The following is a 15,921-nucleotide window of genomic DNA, read 5'->3' as shown; positions in this document are numbered from 1 at the left end:
AAGCACATGACCAGGAAAGAAGCCCCAGGCACCACACCGCGAATCATCAGAAGAACCCACGAACGGGTGATCCGCCGGTGGGCCAGCGAGCTTCAGATCACCACAGCAGACGGCCTACGGCACGTTTCCGGCGTATTCCGGCTGGCCTCCAGGGGAGGGCCGCCACGAACCGGTCGACGAAGAGTGGGGTCGCCGTGGTGCCGCAGACCGGGGCCGTCTGGCGGACGATCGCTCAGTCGAGGGCGCGGTCCTAAAGCCCGGCCCGGCCGTGCGTGTCGATCCGCCGGGTACGGATCTCGACCTTCGGCAACGCCTCGTGGAACCGCTCCAGGACGAGCGGCAGGGGCCAGGAGCGAGGGGAGAGAGATCTGCGCCAGCTGCTGAGTCGGCAGCGTCCGGCGCGCATTGAGGCGCCGCCCGCTGTGCCACCCTGACGCAGCAGGGTTTCCTCCGCTGGAGGCGCGGGGTTCAGCGCACGCGACAAGCCATCGGGGTGCGAGTAGCGCGGGAGGCGATCTGCGGAATCGAGCTCGCGGCTGAAGTAGTCAGCCTCGGAGTATTGTATCAACTGCTATATAAAAGCCGTCGTCTTGTGGGGTCTGCGGGGGCTGCCTCTGCGTCTCTCGACGTCAGTCGCGCAGGTCAGGATGTGTAGTGTCTGTTCTACAACGTGGGCGTGGATTTGCGGGAGGTCTCGGTGCCGCGGTATGTGGATCCGGAGGAGCGTGTCCGCGACATCGTCGTGGCATCCGTGCAGGCGTTGAGCGAGGGCGGGTTGCCCGAGCTGACGTTGCGGAAGATCGCGGGGCGGATGGGCGGGTCCATCACCCTGATCACGCACTACTTCGCCAATCGGGAAGCGCTGCTGAACGCGGTGCTGGAGTACGCGTTGAACGACGCGGACGCTTTCCTCGGCGAACTGGAGGAGATGGCGGATCCCCATGAGCGGCTCAGGGCTGCGGTGGAGTGGTTCCTGCCGGTGACCGAGGAGAGCCTGTCGCAGGAGCGCGCGCGGGTGGCGCTGCTGACGCATCAGGGTGCGGAGCCGGTCATCCGTCAGCACCTGCAGCGCATGGAGCCGGCGATGCGGGCGGTGCTGGTGCGGGGGGTCGAGGAGCTGGTCCCGGCCGGCGAACTGGACGGCACGGTCGACATGATGCGGGTCTGGGTTTCTGGTATGGCGCTGTCCGTGGTGGAGCATCCGGAGATCTGGACGCCCGAGCGGCAACTGGCCGCGTTGGAGCGTTTCGTCGCTCTGCTGTCCATCGCGGAGCTCCGCAGGAGCTGAACGAAGGATCGGCCGGAAGCGGATGGGCCTGCTGGCCGCGGCAGGCCCATCCGCTCTTCCTTTCAGGAGGCGCGCAGGTCTATGACCCGGTCGCTGTGCGGTTCCGCCCTGAGCTCCGCCTTCGCGATCTTGCCGCTGGAAGTGTGCGGCAGCCTGTCGCGGAACTCGATGTAGCGAGGCACCTTGAAACGGGCGAGGCCCTCAAGGCACCACGCCTCGATCTCCTGGGCAGTGAGGCGCGCACCGGGCTTGAGCACGACGACCGCTTTGACCTCTTCGTCACGCTGTCGGTCTGGGACCGGTATGACGCCGACCTCGTCGACCTCGGGCAGGGCCATGATCTGCAGTTCGACCTCCGCTGCGGCGATGTTCTCACCGCTGCGTCGGATCACGTCGCGAATGCGGCCCTCGTAGTAGTGCTGGCCGTCCGTGTCCTTGCGGACGATGTCGCCGGTGCGGAACCAGCCGCCGGGCAGGAAGAGTTCGGCGTTGGTGTCCGGTCGGTTGTGGTAGCCGAGCATCATGGCGCTGCCACGCAGGCACAGTTCACCGGAGCGGCCGGGTTCGACCTCGTTGCCGTCCGCGTCGATGACCTTCGACTCGCGGTTGGGGAAGCACCAGCCCATGGAGCCGGTGCCGACCGTGTCGGTGCGCTCGTAAGGGACGTAGGTGCCGTTGCCGACCTCAGTGCTGGCGTAGAACTCGCGTGCCCGCAGACCGAAGCGGCGTTCCAGGGACTCGTGCAAGGAGGGCGGCAGAGCCGACACCGGAGCCTTTTTCAGCGCCAGCTTCCGGTCCGCCTCGCTCTCGGGCAGGTCGAGCAGGCCCTCGTCGATCCAGGCCATGTCGATCCGGTGCTCCACGAGCCAGCCCATGAACTTGCGCCGGCTCAGCCCCGCGGTCACATACAGGCCCCCGCCCACGGTCAGCGCCATGACGAGATAGGCCTGGTTCTGCATGTAGTAGAAGGGGTGGTCGGCGAGGATGCGCTGAGGTCCGGCGCCGACGGCGGCGCCGTGGACGCCGAGTTCGATCCAGTAGGCGTGGGTGAGCAGGCACCCCTTGGGCAGTCCGGTCGTGCCGGAGGTGAACTGGATGTTGACCACGTCGTCGCGCCTCGCCCGGTGGGTGCGTGGGGTCGGCGTCCGGGTGGTCAGTTCGGCGAAGTGGTGCACGTTCGCGACCGGGTCGCCGACCGCGACGATCCGGCCGCTCGGCACGGGGCCGATGCGGTCGTCGGCGAGTGTGCCGGTGACGATGTCGTCCGTTGCGACGAGCCAGCGGGCGCCCGCGTCGCCCAGGACGAAGTCGATCTCCCGAGGGGTGTACTTCGGGTTCATCGGTACGGCGACGGCACCGGCCTCGACGACGGCGAGCCAGGCCAACGGGAACTCCACCTGGTTGCGCAGCATGATGCCGACCTTGTCGCCCGGCGCGACACCGAGGTGTTCGAGACCCGTACGCACCCGGCCTGTCTGCTCGCGCAGCTCGGCCCAGGTCAGCGTGGGGCCGCCGCCCTCGATGTGGGTGAGGGCCGGGTTGTCCGGCCACTGCAGTGCGGCGAATTCGAGTGCCTCGGGGATGGTCTTGTCGATCAGGTACCGCTGGTGCGGGGTCAGGTCCACGTCGGTCGGGCCTCTCTACGGGGTTCAGGCAGTGGCCCACAGGGCGCGTTGCGTCGCGACGAATCCGGGTCGCTCCCGGCCCTTGACCTCGGCGCGCAGGTCGGTCACGACGAGGTGTCCCTGCTCTGCGCGGTCGATCACCTCGCGGACGTGGCCGTGGACACGGAAGGGGTCGGTGGTGCGGATGACCGAGATGAAGCGGACGTTGTCGAGTCCGTAGTTCCAGGCGATCCAGGGGCCTTCCGACCACAGGGAGTGGTTGCACAGGACGTCGAGCAGGCTGAGCAGGTGGAAGCCCTCCACCAGACCGTCGCCATAGCCATCCTCCCCTTCATATGTGTGGGGATACTCGTCGTGGTAGGACGCCTTCTCGAACAGCTCCGTGCGGTCGTCGTCCACGACGAACCAGGGCGTGACGAACGTCCGGTCCAGCAACGTCGGCGCCTCGGAGGGGTGCGAGACGCTCAGCGTCGTCGCCCCGTCGGTGGAGAGGATGCCCACTGTCGGCTCCTTTGTATATCAAGTGCTTCATAATGAGGGTGTGCGTCCGCGTCGCGGCGGGACGGATGTCGGGTCAGGCGCGTCGGCGCCGGGGCTGCCAGCCAGGCTTGGGCACCGCGTCCAGCAGCTCCTGTGTGTAGGAGTCCTGTGGGTGGTCCAGCACGTCGGCAGTGGGGCCCTGCTCTACGACGCGGCCGTGGTGCATGACCAGGCAGTGGTCGGTCACCTGGCGGACCACCGCGAGGTCGTGCGAGACGAAGAGGAACGAGACCGGGGTTCGCTCGCGGATGTCGGACAGCAGGTTCAGCACCTGTGCCTGCACGCTGACGTCGAGTGCGGCGACGGCTTCGTCGAGGATGAGGACCTCGGGTTCGAGGGCCAGTGCCCGGGCGATGGCCACGCGCTGTCGCTGCCCACCGGACAGGTCGCGCGGGAGCCGCGCCGCGTGCTGTTCGTCGAGTCCGACGTCGGTGAGCAGCCGGCCGACCCGTTCACGGGCGGCGGCGCGGCCGAGCCCGAAGCATGCCCGCAGCAGCTCCGCGAGGCCGGCGCCGATGCGCTGGCGTGGGTCCAGCGAGGCGAAGGGGTCCTGGAAGACCATCTGCACCGTACGGGCGGCGCGCTTCCCGCCGGGTGGGTTCCCTGCGACGGTGACGGTTCCACCGGTGGGCTGCTCCAGCCCGGCGACGATGCGTGCGGTGGTCGTCTTGCCCGAGCCGGACTCTCCCACGACGGCCAGGGAACCGCCGCGTTCGAGTGTGAAGCTGACGTCGTCGACCGCGACGACCGTCCTGCCGCCCCGAGAACGGGCCGGGAACTCCTTGCGGAGCCGTTCCACGACGAGGGCGGGACCGGCGTCCCGGGCCATGGTGGGTGCCGAGGTCATGAATGCACCACCTGGGGTAGTTCGGCGCGGATCTGTTCTACGCGGTGGCAGGCGACCAACCGGTCCTCCACAGTGCGCAGTTGTGGCGGGGTCGTACGGCATTCGTCGGTGGCGAAGCGACACCGTGCGGCGAACGGGCAGCCGGGGCCCGCCTCGTACGCCGAGACCGGTCGTCCGGGGATCGGCTTGAGCCGGGTCACCGCCGTCGCGCTGGGGCGGCAGGCGAGCAGGCCGGCGGTGTAGGGGTGTAGGGGGCGGGCGTAGACGTCCGCAGTGGCGCCCCGCTCGACGATCGTCCCCGCGTACAGGACGGCCAGGGAGTCCGTCACGGCGGCTGCGAGGTCCAGGTCGTGGGTGATGAACAGCAGGCCGAGGTTCCGCTCGCGGATCTGCTCCTGGAGGATGGCCATCACCTCGGACTGGACGGTCATGTCCAGAGCCGTGGTGGGTTCGTCCGCGAAGACCAGCTTGGGAGAATGCAGCAGGGCCATCACGATCATCATGCGCTGGAGCAGTCCTCCGGACAGCTGGTGCGGATACTGGGTCAGGCGGTGCTCGGGGTCGTCGATGCCCATGCTCGCCATCGTCACGCAGGCACGTTCCCTCGCTTCACGGGGGCTGAGCAGCCTGCTGGTCACGACGCCCTCGGTGAGGAAGTCGCCGATGGTACGCAGCGGGTTGGTGTGGGCGCGCGGGTCCTGGTGGATGAGGGCGACGTCACGGGACCGGTAGGCGGCGAGCTCGCGGCGTGGGAACCCGAGCACCGGACGTCCCTCGAAGTCGATGCGCCCCGACGCGGCGGCGTGCCGTGGAAGCAGCCGCATCGCGGCCTTGACCAGCATCGACTTGCCCGAGCCGGACTCGCCGACCAGCCCGACGGACTCGCCGGCCGCCACGGTCAGGTCGACATCGCGGACCAGCGTCCGCCGGTGGCGGCGGTCCCCGGCCGTGACCCCGACGCCACGCATCTCCAGCAGCGGTGCGGCGCTCATCGACTTCCTCCGAACCGCTGGGTGAGGCGCTCGCCCAGCACGTTGAAAGCCACCACGGAGACCACGATGCACAGGCCCGCCGCGAGGCTCTGCTGCACGGCGCCGTCCAGCACTTCGGACCGGCCGTCGGCCACCATCAGCCCCCATTCCGCCTCCGGCGGCTGGACGCCAAGACCCAGGAAGGACACGGCGCCGAAGTCCACCAGCGCGGATCCGAAGCCGATCGTCGCCTGTGCCAGCACGATCGGCGCCACGTTGGGCAGCAGGTGCCGCCCGCAGATCCGCCACGTCGACAAGCCGGCCAGCTGCAGCGCCTCGACGTAGGGCAACTGCCGTTGCCGCACCGCGACGCTGCGCACCACACGGGCCACGTACGGGGTGTAGACGATGGTCAGGGCCAGGACGGGTGCCCAGAAACCAGCCCCGAAGACGGCCGATGCGATGACGGCCACGAGCACGCCGGGGATGGCGAACAGCATGCTCAGGGTCCGGTTGAGCAGTCGGTCGACCCATCCGCCGTGCCAGGCCGCCGCGACCGCCAGCAGCGTGCCGAGGCCGGCGCTCCCCAGCACGATGATGCCCGGTCCGGCGAAGCTCAGCCGGGCTCCGGTGAGCGCGCGGGAGAAGATGTCACGGCCCAGCGAGTCGGTCCCGAAGAGATGCGCGCCACTCGGTCCCTGACTCGCGGCGAGGACGTCGGTGGCCGCCGGGTCGTAGGGCGCGATCCAGGGGCCGGCCACCGCGACGACCGCGATGCCGACGGCCAGCGCCGCCGAAGCGAGCAGCAGCGGGTCGCCGAAACGCCCGCGCTCGGCTTTCCGCAGACGGAGGGAGGTTGCGAGCGTGGCCATCGGCTAACGTCCTTTCCTCAGTCGCGGATCGAGCAGGTTCTGACCCGCGTCGAGCAGCGTGGTGACGACGACGAAGACCGTGACGATCAGCACGCTGACCGCGGTCACCACCGGGTAGTCCTTGGCGGAGACGCTCTTGATCAGCAGTGAGCCGACGCCGTCGATGCCGAAGGCGGGCTCCACCACCACCGAGCCGGCCACCAGTCCGGCCACGGTCAGTCCGGACGCGGTCAGGATCGGCAGCGCGGCGTTGCGCAGGATGTGCCGCCGGAAGATCCAGGAGCGGGGCAGCCCCCTGCCGCGGCCGGTGAGCACGTGTTCGGCTCCGGCCTCCTCGGCGATCGCGGCGGAGGTCAGCTGGGTCACGTAGGCGGCGAACCCGATCGACAGGGCGACCGCGGGGAGGGTCAGGTGCCACAGCCGGTCGACGAAGCCACTGCCCGCGCCCCCGGTGGGAAACCATCCGAGGTTCACCGCGAAGACGCCGATCAGGATGGTGGCGGCGACAAAGGCCGGGACCGCGATGCCCAGCCCGGACAGGGCGTTGACCAGCGGGCGCCACCGCGGGCTCGTGCCGCTGATCCCGCCGAGGATCAGGCCCGCGACGAGGATGAGCACCGCGGACATGCCCACGAGCAGCAGCGTGGTGAGCAGCCGGGGCGCGAGCAGGTCAGAGACCGGCTGCCGGTAGGTCAGTGACGTGCCGAGATCCCCGTGCAGGGCCCCGGTCAGCCAGTGCCAGTAGCGTTCCGGCAGCGGGTCGCCCAGCCCGAGCCGGACCCGCATCGCCTCGCGTGCGGAGTCCGAGGCGTGCGGTCCCAGCAGTTGGGCGACCGGGTCTCCGGGCGTCAGGGCCAGGACGGCGAACAGGATGAAGGAAGCGCCGAGGACGGTGGCGACCGGGCCGATGACACAGGTCGTCACGAGGGTCAGCGCGGGGTGGCGCCAGGAGGCGCGCAGCCGAGGCGGAACACCGGCCGCGGACGAGGTCATGGACATGGCGTCGCCCTTCTACTTGCCTGCGGCGCCGACATAGGCCATCTGCGGCATCGACCAGTAGGCGAACGACGTGACCGCCCCGGTCAGCCGGCTGTTGAGGAACGTCGTGGTGTTCGTGGAGACCAGAGGGATCACCGTGTTCGCCTTCTCGTACAGCTTCTGCATGTCGACGATCGTCACGGCTCTGCGCGCGCCGTCGAAGGTGCTGCGCGCCTCGGTGAACAGCTTGGTGACCTGGGGATCGTCGTAGCCGACGTAGTTGTAGACCTGCTTGGGCAGGTAGAGGAAGCCGATCGTCTCCAGCGGATCGGGGACGGAGCTGAAGTTCGAGGACAGATACAGGTCGACGCCCTGCCTCTTGGAGGCGTCGTAGCCGGCCTGGGAGTAGACCAGCGGCTGCATGCTCTGGATCCTGATCTTCAGTCCGGCCTCCCGGCCCTGCTGTTGCAGGAGCTGCGCGGTGCGTGACTGTGCGTCGTCGCCGGCCGCGATGGCCAGGACGATCTCCTGTCCCTTGTAGGAGGACCCCTTGACGAGCTTCTTCGCCGCGGCCATGTCGTACGACCGCGAGGTCTGGAAGGTCTTGTACGCCTTCTCGTACACCGGGCGCTGATCGTTGGGCCACGACGCCGGTGCCGTCATCGTGTACATCGGGGTGGCGGCACCGTGGTAGATCACCTTCGCGAGGGCCTCGCGGTCGATCATCCTCTGCAGTGCGGCACGCAGGTCGCCGTCGGCCATCACACCGTCCGGGCGAGCCACGTAGATGTTCATCGACTGGGGGGACGGACCGAAGGTGAGTCGTCCCTTCTTCGACTTCTGCAGGACCGGCACCGAGGAGGCGGACAACTCGTAGGCGCCGTCGACCTCGCCGGCGTTCAACGCCTGCGCGAGCGCGGTGGCGTCGGTGATGAACGTGAACTTGACCGTCTTCGCGAACGGGCGCCGGTCCTTGTTCCAGTACGCGTCGTTGCGGCTCATCGTGATGCTGTCACCGCTGCTCCATCCGTCGAGCTTGAACGGCCCGCTGCACATCAGGCCACCCTCCGGTGTGCCGAGCTTTTCGCCGGCCTTCTCGGCGAACGCCTTCTTCAGGACCGCCAGGTTGGCCAGCTCGCTGGTGAACATCTCGTCGGGCTGCTTGAAGGTGACCGTGACCTTGTCGGCGGCCGTCGCCTTGACGGAGGAGACGTTCGCGAACAGGTAGCTGGTGATCTTCGACGGGTCGGCCGCCCGGCGCAGACTGTAGGCGGCGTCCTGCGCGGTGACGGCGGTGCCGTCCCAGAACTCGGCGCCCGAGCGAATCGTGAGGTCGAGCCGCGTCGGCGACACCTGGTCGTAGGTTGCCAGGTTCGGTTTGAGGTTGAACTTGGCGTCCGTGGTGAGCAGGGAGTCGCAGAGGTTGCGGACCACCTGCCCGCTCTGTGTCGTCACCGCGTTGGCCGGATCCAGCGTGTCGGGTTCTCCCCCGGTGAGGTTCCAGGTGACCCGGCCGACGCCCCCCTTGGCCGCGGGCAGGGACGAGACAAGGTCGCCGGCGGACACCGCCTTCTCCTCACCCGACTTGCCGCCGGAACACGCGGTGAGCGTGGTCGCGGCAAGGAGAACGCTCAGTACCGCGGCCCTTCTGATCATTGGTGAAGCCATCGGAGCACCCTTCCATCGCTGCCCGCGGCCGCCTCCGGGCCAGGTTGACGGCGAATGTATAGCGAGTGCTGTACAACCCGCAATGCCCGTTCCGCAGGTTTTCCGGGTCGTAACATTTCGACCTGGATCCCACTTGACGCCCGCGCGGCCGACCGGTCATATAGCGACTGTTGCACAACAGGTCCAGGGAGGCGCACGATGGCGGAAGACCAGATCCTGTGGCACAGCGCCCACGAGCTCGGGCAGCTCTACCGCAGGGGCGAGGTGTCGCCCGTCGAGGTGGTGGACGCCGCGCTGGGACGCATCGAGAAGGTGGACGGCGCCCTGAACGTCATGGTCACGGTCACCGCGGACGCGGCCCGCGAGCAGGCACGTGAAGCCGAACGGCGGTTCGCCGCGTGTGAGGACCTGCCCCCGCTGTACGGGGTGCCGATCACCGTCAAGGACCTGACCGACACCGCAGGCGTACGCACCACCTATGGATGCGTGGCCTTCGCCGACCACGTCCCCACCGAGGACGCCCCGGCCTGGGCCCGGCTGAAGCGAGCCGGAGCGATTCTGCTGGGCAAGACGACCACGCCCGAGTTCGGACTCCTCGGCGTCACCGAGAGCAAACTGACCGGCACCACCGGCACACCATGGGATCCCGGCCGCGCGGCCGGTGGCTCCAGCGGCGGCGCGGCGGCTTCGACCGTGGCCGGCATCGCGCCGCTGGCCTGGGGCTCGGACGGCGGAGGCTCCATCCGCGTACCGGCCTCACTGTGCGGCGCGGTGGGCGTCAAACCGACCGTCGGCCGCATCCCCCACGCGGGCAACACCGACCCCGACACCACCGAAGGGCCGATCACTCGTCACGTGGTGGACGCCGCCCTCATGCTCGACGCCACCGTGGGGCCGCATCGGCGCGACCGGTTCGCTCTCCCCGCCACCGGGGACCGTTACGCAGAGGCGGCGACCGCAGAAGGCGACCTCACCGGCATCCGCATCGCGGCGAGCTTCGATCTCGACCAGGGCCCGATCGACCCGCAGACCCGCCGCGTCTTCGCCGCCGCCCTGGACGACCTGCGAACCGCCGGCGCCTTGGTCGAGGAGGTGCCCATCGAACTGCCCGACCCCTGTGAGTACTTCATCGACTACTGGGGTCCGGAGTACATCGCCGCAGTCGACGAAATGCGCTCGTACGGCCTGGAGATCTGGCCCCTGATCGAGGAGACCACCGACCGCGCCCGCGCCACCCTGACCCCCGCTCGGGTCAGCTCGGCCATGCGCGAGACCAAGACCCGCATCTACGAGGCGTATGCGGGGGTGTTCGAACACTTCGACCTGTTCGTCTGTCCCACCACACCCGTACCCGCGTTCCTACACGTGGGCGACCGAGGCGGCCCCGCCCGGGTCGACGGCCACGACATCGCCGACCCCGGTCTCTTCCTCCACCGCATGACCGAGTCCCCCAGCCACGCCGGCCTGCCCGCCATGTCGGTTCCTTGCGGGTTCACCACCGACGGACTTCCCGTCGGTCTCCAGTTCGTGGCGCCGCTCTACGCCGACGCGGCGATGCTGTCGGCCGCGGCACGGTACGAACGGGCCACCGACTGGTGGACCCGGCACCCGAACCTCTGACCGCCCTACAGCAGAAGGAGTAGCGGCGCCATCCGGAATCAGTCGTGCGATGGCGGTGCCTGCGCTGTGGTCAGCCGGGTCGCGATGGCGGTGAGGTGTTCGGCCAGGGCGCCGGGGGTGGAGCGGGTCATGGCGGTGAGTTCGATGGTCGTCGTCGTGTGGCGGAGTGGCCTGAAGTGTACGGCGGGGTGGGACGCGGAGGCCGCGGCGGGTACGACGGTGACGCCGAGGCCGCACTCGACCATGGCGATCTGTGAGGTGACCGACCGTGCCCAGTGGGCGGGGACGGGGCTGAAGCCGGCGGTCCGGCACATGGTTGCCATGGCGTCGTGGTAGTCGGGTGAGATGTGCCGGTGCAGCCAGACCCAGGTGTCGGCGGCGAGGTCGGCCAGATCGAGGGAGCCGGTGGTGTCGGCGGCCTGGTGGCCGGCTGGCAGGGCGGCGACGAACCGGTCGGCGTAGAGCGAGGTTGCCGTGGTGCCGCGGACCGGGGCGGTCTGGCGGACGATCGCCCAGTCGAGCGAGCGGTCGAGGAGACCCGGGCCGGCCTCGTGGGTATCGATCTCCTGGGTGCGGATCTCGACGTCCGGCAGCACCTCGTGGAACCGCTTCAGCACAAGGGGCAACGGCCAGGAGAACGCCGAGGTGACCGCACCCAAGGTCAGTCGCCCACCCTGTCCGGTGGCGGCCTGACGTGCGGCGATCTCCGCCTCCTCGGCCTGTCGGACCAGTGCGCGGCAGTGGTCCAGGAATACGGTCCCGGCGGCGCTGAGGGCGACCGACCGCTGAGTGCGGTGCAGCAGTTCGCAGCCGAGTTGCTGTTCCAGCTGCTTGATCGCCTGGGACAACGGTGGCTGGGACATCTGCAGGCGCTGCGCCGCGCGGCCGAAGTGCAGTTCCTCGGCGACCGCGACGAAATAGCGGGCCTGCCGGATCTCGACCACGATTCGCTCTGCCTCTTACTGAGAGATTAAATCAGACCTTCACAATATAAGTGGTGGCTGTTGAAGTGGAAGCCATGAGCAACTCATCTCTCCTGGACCGCTTCGCGGCACTCGACTCCGCCGCGGTCAGCGACGCGCTCGACCAGCTCGGGCTTCCCTCCGGAGTCGGCGGCATCCGTCCGGTGTGGGGTCCCGCGGCAGTGGTGGGATTCGCCGTCACCGTGGGCCTCGAACCGCGCACCGAAGGCCCGGCCGGAACCCACATCGCCACCACGGCCGTCGAGAACGCGGACGATCGGAGCGTGATCGTCGTCGACAACCAGGGCCGCACCGACGTGTCGTGCTGGGGAGGCATCCTGAGCCTGGGCGCTTCCCTTCGCGGTGCGCGCGGCGTCGTCGCCGACGGCGTGTGCCGCGACGTGGCGGAGGCCCGTGAGCTGGACTTCCCCGTGTTCTCGCGGGGGTCGATACCCGCCACGGCGCGGGGCAGGCTGCAGCAGCGCTCCACAGGCGAGCCGGTCGCCGTCGCCGGGCTCACGGTCGCGCAGGGCGACGTCGTCCTCGCCGACGAGACCGGACTCGTCGTCGTCCCGCAGGACCGTGCCGAGGAAGTGGCCGAGATCGCCACCGGGATCGTGGCCCGGGAGCGCGCCATCGCGGACGAGGTGCGCGCGGGCGCGCCCCTCTCCCGTGCCATGCACGACGCCCGCCTCGCCGGAGAGAAGGAGTCGGTCCGATGAGTGACCCCACCGCCACCGCGAACCTCGCCACCGCCCCGTCCACCGCGTCCCTCTCCGACGCCCTTGATTCGCTCGGGCTCCCCGGATCCCTCCACGGCATCGGCGCGCTGCGCCAGGGCCAGCGGACGGTCGGACCGGTTTTCACCGTGACCTACGAACCGGTTGACGAGGCCGGCGGCACGGTGGGCGACTTCCTGGACGACGTCCCTGCCGGCGCGGTGATCCTCATCGACAACGCCGGACGCACCGACTGCACGGTGTGGGGCGGCATCATGAGCCAGATCGCCCACGCGCGGGGCATCGCGGGCACCGTCATCCACGGCACCTGCCGGGACGTCGCCATCGCGACCGACGCCGGCTACCCGATCTGGTCGGTCTCCCGCTTCATGCGCACCGGCAAGGACCGCGTCCGGGTGGCCGCGGTGCAGACGGCCGTCACCGTCGACGGCGTCCTCATCCATCCCGGCGACATCCTCGTGGCCGACGACGACGGCGCCGTGGCCGTCCCGGCCGCCCGCTGGGACGAGGTCGCGGACATCGCCCGCCGTATCGACCGCGTCGAGGACGCCATCGTCGAGGTCGTCCGCGGCGGTGCCACGCTTGCCGAGGCGCGTGCGCGGCACGGCTACCACTCGCTCCAGACCCCGAACGACCAGACCCGGAAGGACCCCTCGTGAGCACGCACGACCTCGCCCGCGGCCACTCCAGTGCGACTCTGTCCGAGGCGTCCGGACTGCCCGTGGCCCTGTTCCCGGAGATCCGGTCGCTGTGGTCCGGTGCCCGGCTGTGCGGCCCGGCGTTCACCGTGCAGGGCGCCGGTGGTGACAACCTCGCCCTGCACCACGCCGTACTCCAGGCCCCGGCGGGCTCTGTCCTGGTCGCCGACCTCGGCGGCGCCCGCTTCGGCCACTGGGGCGAGATCCTCACCGTGGCCGCCCAGCAGCGCGGGATCGCGGGCCTCCTCATCGACGGCGGCGTCCGCGACGCGGCGGAGACAGAGGCGCTCGGCTTCCCGGTCTTCTCGCGCAACAACTCCATCCTCGGTACCCGCAAGGACTTCCGCGGGGTTCTCGGGCGACCCGTCCAGGTCGGTGGCGTCATGGTCCACACCGGCGACCTCGTCGTCGGCGACGTCGACGGAGTCGTGGCGCTTCCGGCGTCCGACACCGAGCGGATCCTCGACCGGGCCGACGCGCGCGTGGCCCACGAAAACGAGCTGATGAAGCAGCTCCGGGATGGCTGCAGCACCCTTGACCTGTACAACAACTTCGAAGCTGCCGGGCGGTGACGACACCCATGACGGACAACCCGATCTTCGCCGTGGCCGCCCAGGCCGAAGCGCTACGGGCTCAGGGCGCGGACGTCATCACCCTCGCTGCCGGTGAGCCCCAGGCGGCCAGCAGTGCCGCGGTGGTGGAGGCCGCCGTGGCCGCGGTCCGCGACCCCGCCACCCACCACTACGGGACGGCCCAGGGCGACCCCGCCCTGCGTGCACTCGTGGCCGCCACTGTCGCCGGTGACACCGGGCTCCCCTGGAGCGCGGACGACGTACAGACAGCCCTCGGCGCGAAGCACGCACTCTTCCTCGCCGTCCAGGCCCTGATCGACGCCGGTGACGAGGTCCTGGTCGCCGCGCCCGGCTGGCCCGGGCACGCCGAAGTCGTCACCGCCGCCGGCGGTGTCGCCGTCCCGGTCGCCACCGACGAGGAGTTCCGGCTCTCGGCCGAGGCGCTCGACAGCTGCCGTGGCCCGCGGACACGGGCGGTGATTCTTTCCAGCCCGGGCAACCCCACCGGCGCCGTCCACCCCGAGGCCCGGCTGTGGGAGATCGCCGACTGGGCGCACCAGCACGGCATCTGGGTCATCAGCGACGACATCTACCGGGCGTTCGACTACACCGGGACCTACCGGTCGATCCTGCGGGTGGCTCCGCAACTGCGCGGCCGTACCGTCGTCGTCGGCGGAGTGTCCAAGGAACACGCCATGACTGGCTGGCGCGTCGGCTGGCTCGCGGCGCCGCCGGAGATCATCGCCTCGGCGCGACGGCACGTGTCCCGCACCATCACCCATGTCCCGACGGTCAACCAGCGGGCTGCCCTCGCCGCCCTGGGCGACGCCGGTACCCCTGTCGAGGCCGCCCGCGACTACCGGCGCCGGCGCGCGCTGCTGGTGGAGGCGCTGAACGGGATCGACGGTATCGACTGCCCGCTGCCCGACGGCGGCATGTTCGCCTTCCCCGACGTCAGCGGACTGCTCCGCGACCGCGACTGGGCCGGCAGCGCCGACCTCGCCGGATGGCTCCTCGACACGGCCCATCTCGCGGTCGTACCCGGCGAGGCGTTCAACGCGCCCGGACGTATCCGGGTGTGCTTCGCTGTCGACGACGACACGCTGATCACCGCGATCGAGCGACTGCGGACCGCTTTCAAAACCACGGTGCAGGAGACGGCCGCGCAACAACTGGAGGAGGCCCGATGAGCCCGGTGAGGAAGTTCGAAGGCTTCACGCTTCCCCTTACCGTCGGCGCGACCCGCGTCGAGGTGTCCGGCCTCCACCGCGGTGGGACCGGCACGCCCCTGGTCTTCCTGCATGGCTTCGGCTCGACGAAGGAGGACTACGCGGATGTCGTCCATCAGACCGCGCTGGCCGACCGGCCCGTACTGGCCTACGACGCGCCCGGCTGCGGCGCCAGCACCTGTGCAGACCTGGGCGCCGTCTCCATCCCCTTCCTCGTCTCCGTCGCCGAACGGGTCCTGGAGGCCCGGCAGATCGACCGCTTCCACGTCGTCGGGCACTCGATGGGCGGCCTGACGGCGCTTCTGCTTGCCGACGGTGACCCAGGCCGGGTCGCGAGCTTCACCAATATCGAGGGCAACGTCGCACCCGAGGACTGCTTCCTCAGCCGGCAGATCGTCACTCATTCCCAGGACGATCCCAACGAGTTCCTGGCCCGGTTCGCCGAACGTGTCGGCGGCTCCCGCTTCTACGGCGGCGCCCTGTATGCGTCGAGCCTTCCCCACAAGGTCCGGGCCGCAGCGGTCAGGGGCATCTTCGAGTCCATGGTCGACCTCTCCGACCACGGCAAGCTGCTCGACCGGTTCCTCGCACTCCCCGCGCCGAAGCTGTTCATGTACGGGGACCAGAACAACACGTTGTCCTATCTCCCCGCCCTGGCAGAAGGCGGCGTTGAGCTCGCCGAGATCGAGCACTGCGCCCATTTCCCGATGTACTCCAACCCGCCGCAGATGTGGGCCCGTGTCGCGGACCTCGTCTCACGCGCTGACGCCGGGACCTGACGGCTCGGGCCTCGGGGCGACGTCGGCTGTACGGGCGGCGACGTCCCGCCGCCACAGACCGCCACTGCGCGAACCGCAACGACCCCGTCGACGTCACCGTCGACGGGGTCGTCGTGTCGGCCCGAAGCTCCCGGGACAAAGGGTCCGGCTCGACTGCCTCCGCCTCGTGCACAGCCCGGAGTTCGGACTTGGGCACGGGCGGAGCGTGGCCTGCCAGCGAGTTTCCGAGCGGGCCTTGGCGATGACGGACGGCCGGAAGGAACACCAATGACTGGCTCGGCCGCCGTTTCGGCGGCGGACAGTTCTCGGGCCGTCCCGGGAGTCTGCGCGCAGACGCGTTGTTCCGCGCCCGTGTGGAGGTAGGGCGCCGCGCCTTCGGTGCTGGGGCGTTCGCGGTTCGGTCCGTGGCTTCATCGACAGGACGACCAGCCCCCGGGCCCCGCCGAGTCTCTGCTCGCTGCCGGTCGGGATCGGAACGGGAAGGGCGGTTGTGTGCCCCGGGCGAGGCACGCAACCGCCCACCGCCGTGATC

General features: G+C 69.8%; 16 protein-coding genes. 7 read left to right on the top strand and 9 right to left on the bottom strand.

Annotated features, from left to right (window positions below):
- Positions 1 to 250: 250 nt before the first annotated feature.
- On the bottom strand, positions 251 to 406 hold the full coding sequence (locus J8M51_RS07500; protein WP_218781451.1) for a hypothetical protein: 156 nt from the start codon (positions 404 to 406) through the stop codon (positions 251 to 253).
- 303 nt (positions 407 to 709) lie between these two features.
- Between J8M51_RS07500 and J8M51_RS07495 the strand changes: the two genes are divergently transcribed.
- The gene (locus J8M51_RS07495) at positions 710 to 1,288 is read left to right on the top strand and encodes a TetR/AcrR family transcriptional regulator (protein ID WP_086756808.1); all 579 of its coding nucleotides are present in this window, start codon (positions 710 to 712) and stop codon (positions 1,286 to 1,288) included.
- A gap of 62 nt (positions 1,289 to 1,350) precedes the next feature.
- Here J8M51_RS07495 and J8M51_RS07490 read toward each other — a convergent pair whose 3' ends face one another.
- The 7 genes from J8M51_RS07490 to J8M51_RS07460 all read right to left on the bottom strand — a co-directional run bounded on the left by J8M51_RS07490 (position 1,351) and on the right by J8M51_RS07460 (position 8,789).
- On the bottom strand, positions 1,351 to 2,913 hold the full coding sequence (locus J8M51_RS07490) for a class I adenylate-forming enzyme family protein (protein WP_086756795.1): 1,563 nt from the start codon (positions 2,911 to 2,913) through the stop codon (positions 1,351 to 1,353).
- 24 nt (positions 2,914 to 2,937) lie between these two features.
- On the bottom strand, positions 2,938 to 3,414 hold the full coding sequence (locus J8M51_RS07485; protein ID WP_086756796.1) for a hotdog family protein: 477 nt from the start codon (positions 3,412 to 3,414) through the stop codon (positions 2,938 to 2,940).
- Positions 3,415 to 3,487: 73 nt separating this feature from the next.
- Entirely contained in the window at positions 3,488 to 4,300 is an 813-nt protein-coding gene (locus J8M51_RS07480) for an ABC transporter ATP-binding protein (protein WP_086756798.1), read from the bottom strand.
- A complete protein-coding gene (locus J8M51_RS07475; protein ID WP_086756799.1) occupies positions 4,297 to 5,292 on the bottom strand; it encodes an ABC transporter ATP-binding protein in 996 nt (331 codons plus the stop codon). Before J8M51_RS07475 ends, J8M51_RS07480 begins: the two co-directional genes overlap by 4 nt.
- On the bottom strand, positions 5,289 to 6,143 hold the full coding sequence (locus J8M51_RS07470) for an ABC transporter permease (RefSeq protein WP_256964978.1): 855 nt from the start codon (positions 6,141 to 6,143) through the stop codon (positions 5,289 to 5,291). The genes J8M51_RS07475 and J8M51_RS07470 overlap by 4 nt, the downstream gene beginning before the upstream one ends.
- 3 nt (positions 6,144 to 6,146) lie before the next feature.
- Positions 6,147 to 7,142, bottom strand: coding sequence for an ABC transporter permease (locus tag J8M51_RS07465; RefSeq protein WP_086756801.1), 996 nt, complete (start codon positions 7,140 to 7,142; stop codon positions 6,147 to 6,149).
- A gap of 12 nt (positions 7,143 to 7,154) precedes the next feature.
- Positions 7,155 to 8,789 (bottom strand): ABC transporter substrate-binding protein, encoded by a 1,635-nt coding sequence (locus J8M51_RS07460; protein ID WP_256964981.1) that lies wholly within the window; start codon positions 8,787 to 8,789, stop codon positions 7,155 to 7,157.
- 198 nt (positions 8,790 to 8,987) lie between these two features.
- Here J8M51_RS07460 and J8M51_RS07455 point away from each other — a divergent pair, with 198 nt between their 5' ends.
- Positions 8,988 to 10,409, top strand: a complete 1,422-nt coding sequence (locus J8M51_RS07455) for an amidase (RefSeq protein WP_267299046.1) — start codon at positions 8,988 to 8,990, stop codon at positions 10,407 to 10,409.
- A gap of 38 nt (positions 10,410 to 10,447) precedes the next feature.
- On the opposite strand, the gene J8M51_RS07450 is transcribed toward J8M51_RS07455, so the two are convergent.
- Positions 10,448 to 11,353: a LysR substrate-binding domain-containing protein gene (locus J8M51_RS07450; RefSeq protein WP_086755036.1), complete on the bottom strand. Its 906-nt coding sequence runs from the start codon at positions 11,351 to 11,353 to the stop codon at positions 10,448 to 10,450.
- Between the two features lie 74 nt (positions 11,354 to 11,427).
- On the opposite strand from J8M51_RS07450, the gene J8M51_RS07445 reads away from it, so the two are divergent.
- Genes J8M51_RS07445 through J8M51_RS07425 form a run of 5 tightly spaced genes read left to right on the top strand, consistent with a single transcriptional unit; the run spans position 11,428 to position 15,389 of the window.
- Entirely contained in the window at positions 11,428 to 12,093 is a 666-nt protein-coding gene (locus tag J8M51_RS07445) for an RraA family protein (RefSeq protein WP_218781423.1), read from the top strand.
- On the top strand, positions 12,090 to 12,770 hold the full coding sequence (locus J8M51_RS07440; RefSeq protein ID WP_086755034.1) for an RraA family protein: 681 nt from the start codon (positions 12,090 to 12,092) through the stop codon (positions 12,768 to 12,770). Before J8M51_RS07445 ends, J8M51_RS07440 begins: the two co-directional genes overlap by 4 nt.
- Entirely contained in the window at positions 12,767 to 13,381 is a 615-nt protein-coding gene (locus tag J8M51_RS07435; protein ID WP_086755033.1) for an RraA family protein, read from the top strand. The genes J8M51_RS07440 and J8M51_RS07435 overlap by 4 nt, the downstream gene beginning before the upstream one ends.
- 8 nt (positions 13,382 to 13,389) lie before the next feature.
- A complete protein-coding gene (locus J8M51_RS07430) occupies positions 13,390 to 14,571 on the top strand; it encodes an aminotransferase class I/II-fold pyridoxal phosphate-dependent enzyme (RefSeq protein ID WP_086755032.1) in 1,182 nt (393 codons plus the stop codon).
- A complete protein-coding gene (locus tag J8M51_RS07425) occupies positions 14,568 to 15,389 on the top strand; it encodes an alpha/beta fold hydrolase (protein WP_086755031.1) in 822 nt (273 codons plus the stop codon). Before J8M51_RS07430 ends, J8M51_RS07425 begins: the two co-directional genes overlap by 4 nt.
- Positions 15,390 to 15,921 lie beyond the last annotated feature (532 nt).

It is taken from the genome of Streptomyces griseiscabiei, from assembly GCF_020010925.1.
In the GTDB taxonomy this organism is placed as follows: Bacteria; Actinomycetota; Actinomycetes; order Streptomycetales; family Streptomycetaceae; genus Streptomyces; species Streptomyces griseiscabiei.
Note: the sequence above shows the minus strand (reverse complement) of the source record. Positions and strands in the feature narration are given on the sequence as shown.

Bases quoted from the DNA above. Each gene is read 5' to 3' on its own strand.
- J8M51_RS07500 (WP_218781451.1), bottom strand. From the start codon at position 406: ATGCGCGCCGGACGCTGCCGACTCAGCAGCTGGCGCAGATCTCTCTCC.
- J8M51_RS07480 (WP_086756798.1), bottom strand. From the start codon at position 4,300: ATGACCTCGGCACCCACCATGGCCCGGGACGCCGGTCCCGCCCTCGTC.
- J8M51_RS07475 (WP_086756799.1), bottom strand. From the start codon at position 5,292: ATGAGCGCCGCACCGCTGCTGGAGATGCGTGGCGTCGGGGTCACGGCC.
- J8M51_RS07470 (WP_256964978.1), bottom strand. From the start codon at position 6,143: ATGGCCACGCTCGCAACCTCCCTCCGTCTGCGGAAAGCCGAGCGCGGG.
- J8M51_RS07465 (WP_086756801.1), bottom strand. From the start codon at position 7,142: ATGTCCATGACCTCGTCCGCGGCCGGTGTTCCGCCTCGGCTGCGCGCC.
- J8M51_RS07460 (WP_256964981.1), bottom strand. From the start codon at position 8,789: ATGGCTTCACCAATGATCAGAAGGGCCGCGGTACTGAGCGTTCTCCTT.
- J8M51_RS07455 (WP_267299046.1), top strand. From the start codon at position 8,988: ATGGCGGAAGACCAGATCCTGTGGCACAGCGCCCACGAGCTCGGGCAG.
- J8M51_RS07445 (WP_218781423.1), top strand. From the start codon at position 11,428: ATGAGCAACTCATCTCTCCTGGACCGCTTCGCGGCACTCGACTCCGCC.
- J8M51_RS07440 (WP_086755034.1), top strand. From the start codon at position 12,090: ATGAGTGACCCCACCGCCACCGCGAACCTCGCCACCGCCCCGTCCACC.
- J8M51_RS07430 (WP_086755032.1), top strand. From the start codon at position 13,390: ATGACGGACAACCCGATCTTCGCCGTGGCCGCCCAGGCCGAAGCGCTA.
- J8M51_RS07425 (WP_086755031.1), top strand. From the start codon at position 14,568: ATGAGCCCGGTGAGGAAGTTCGAAGGCTTCACGCTTCCCCTTACCGTC.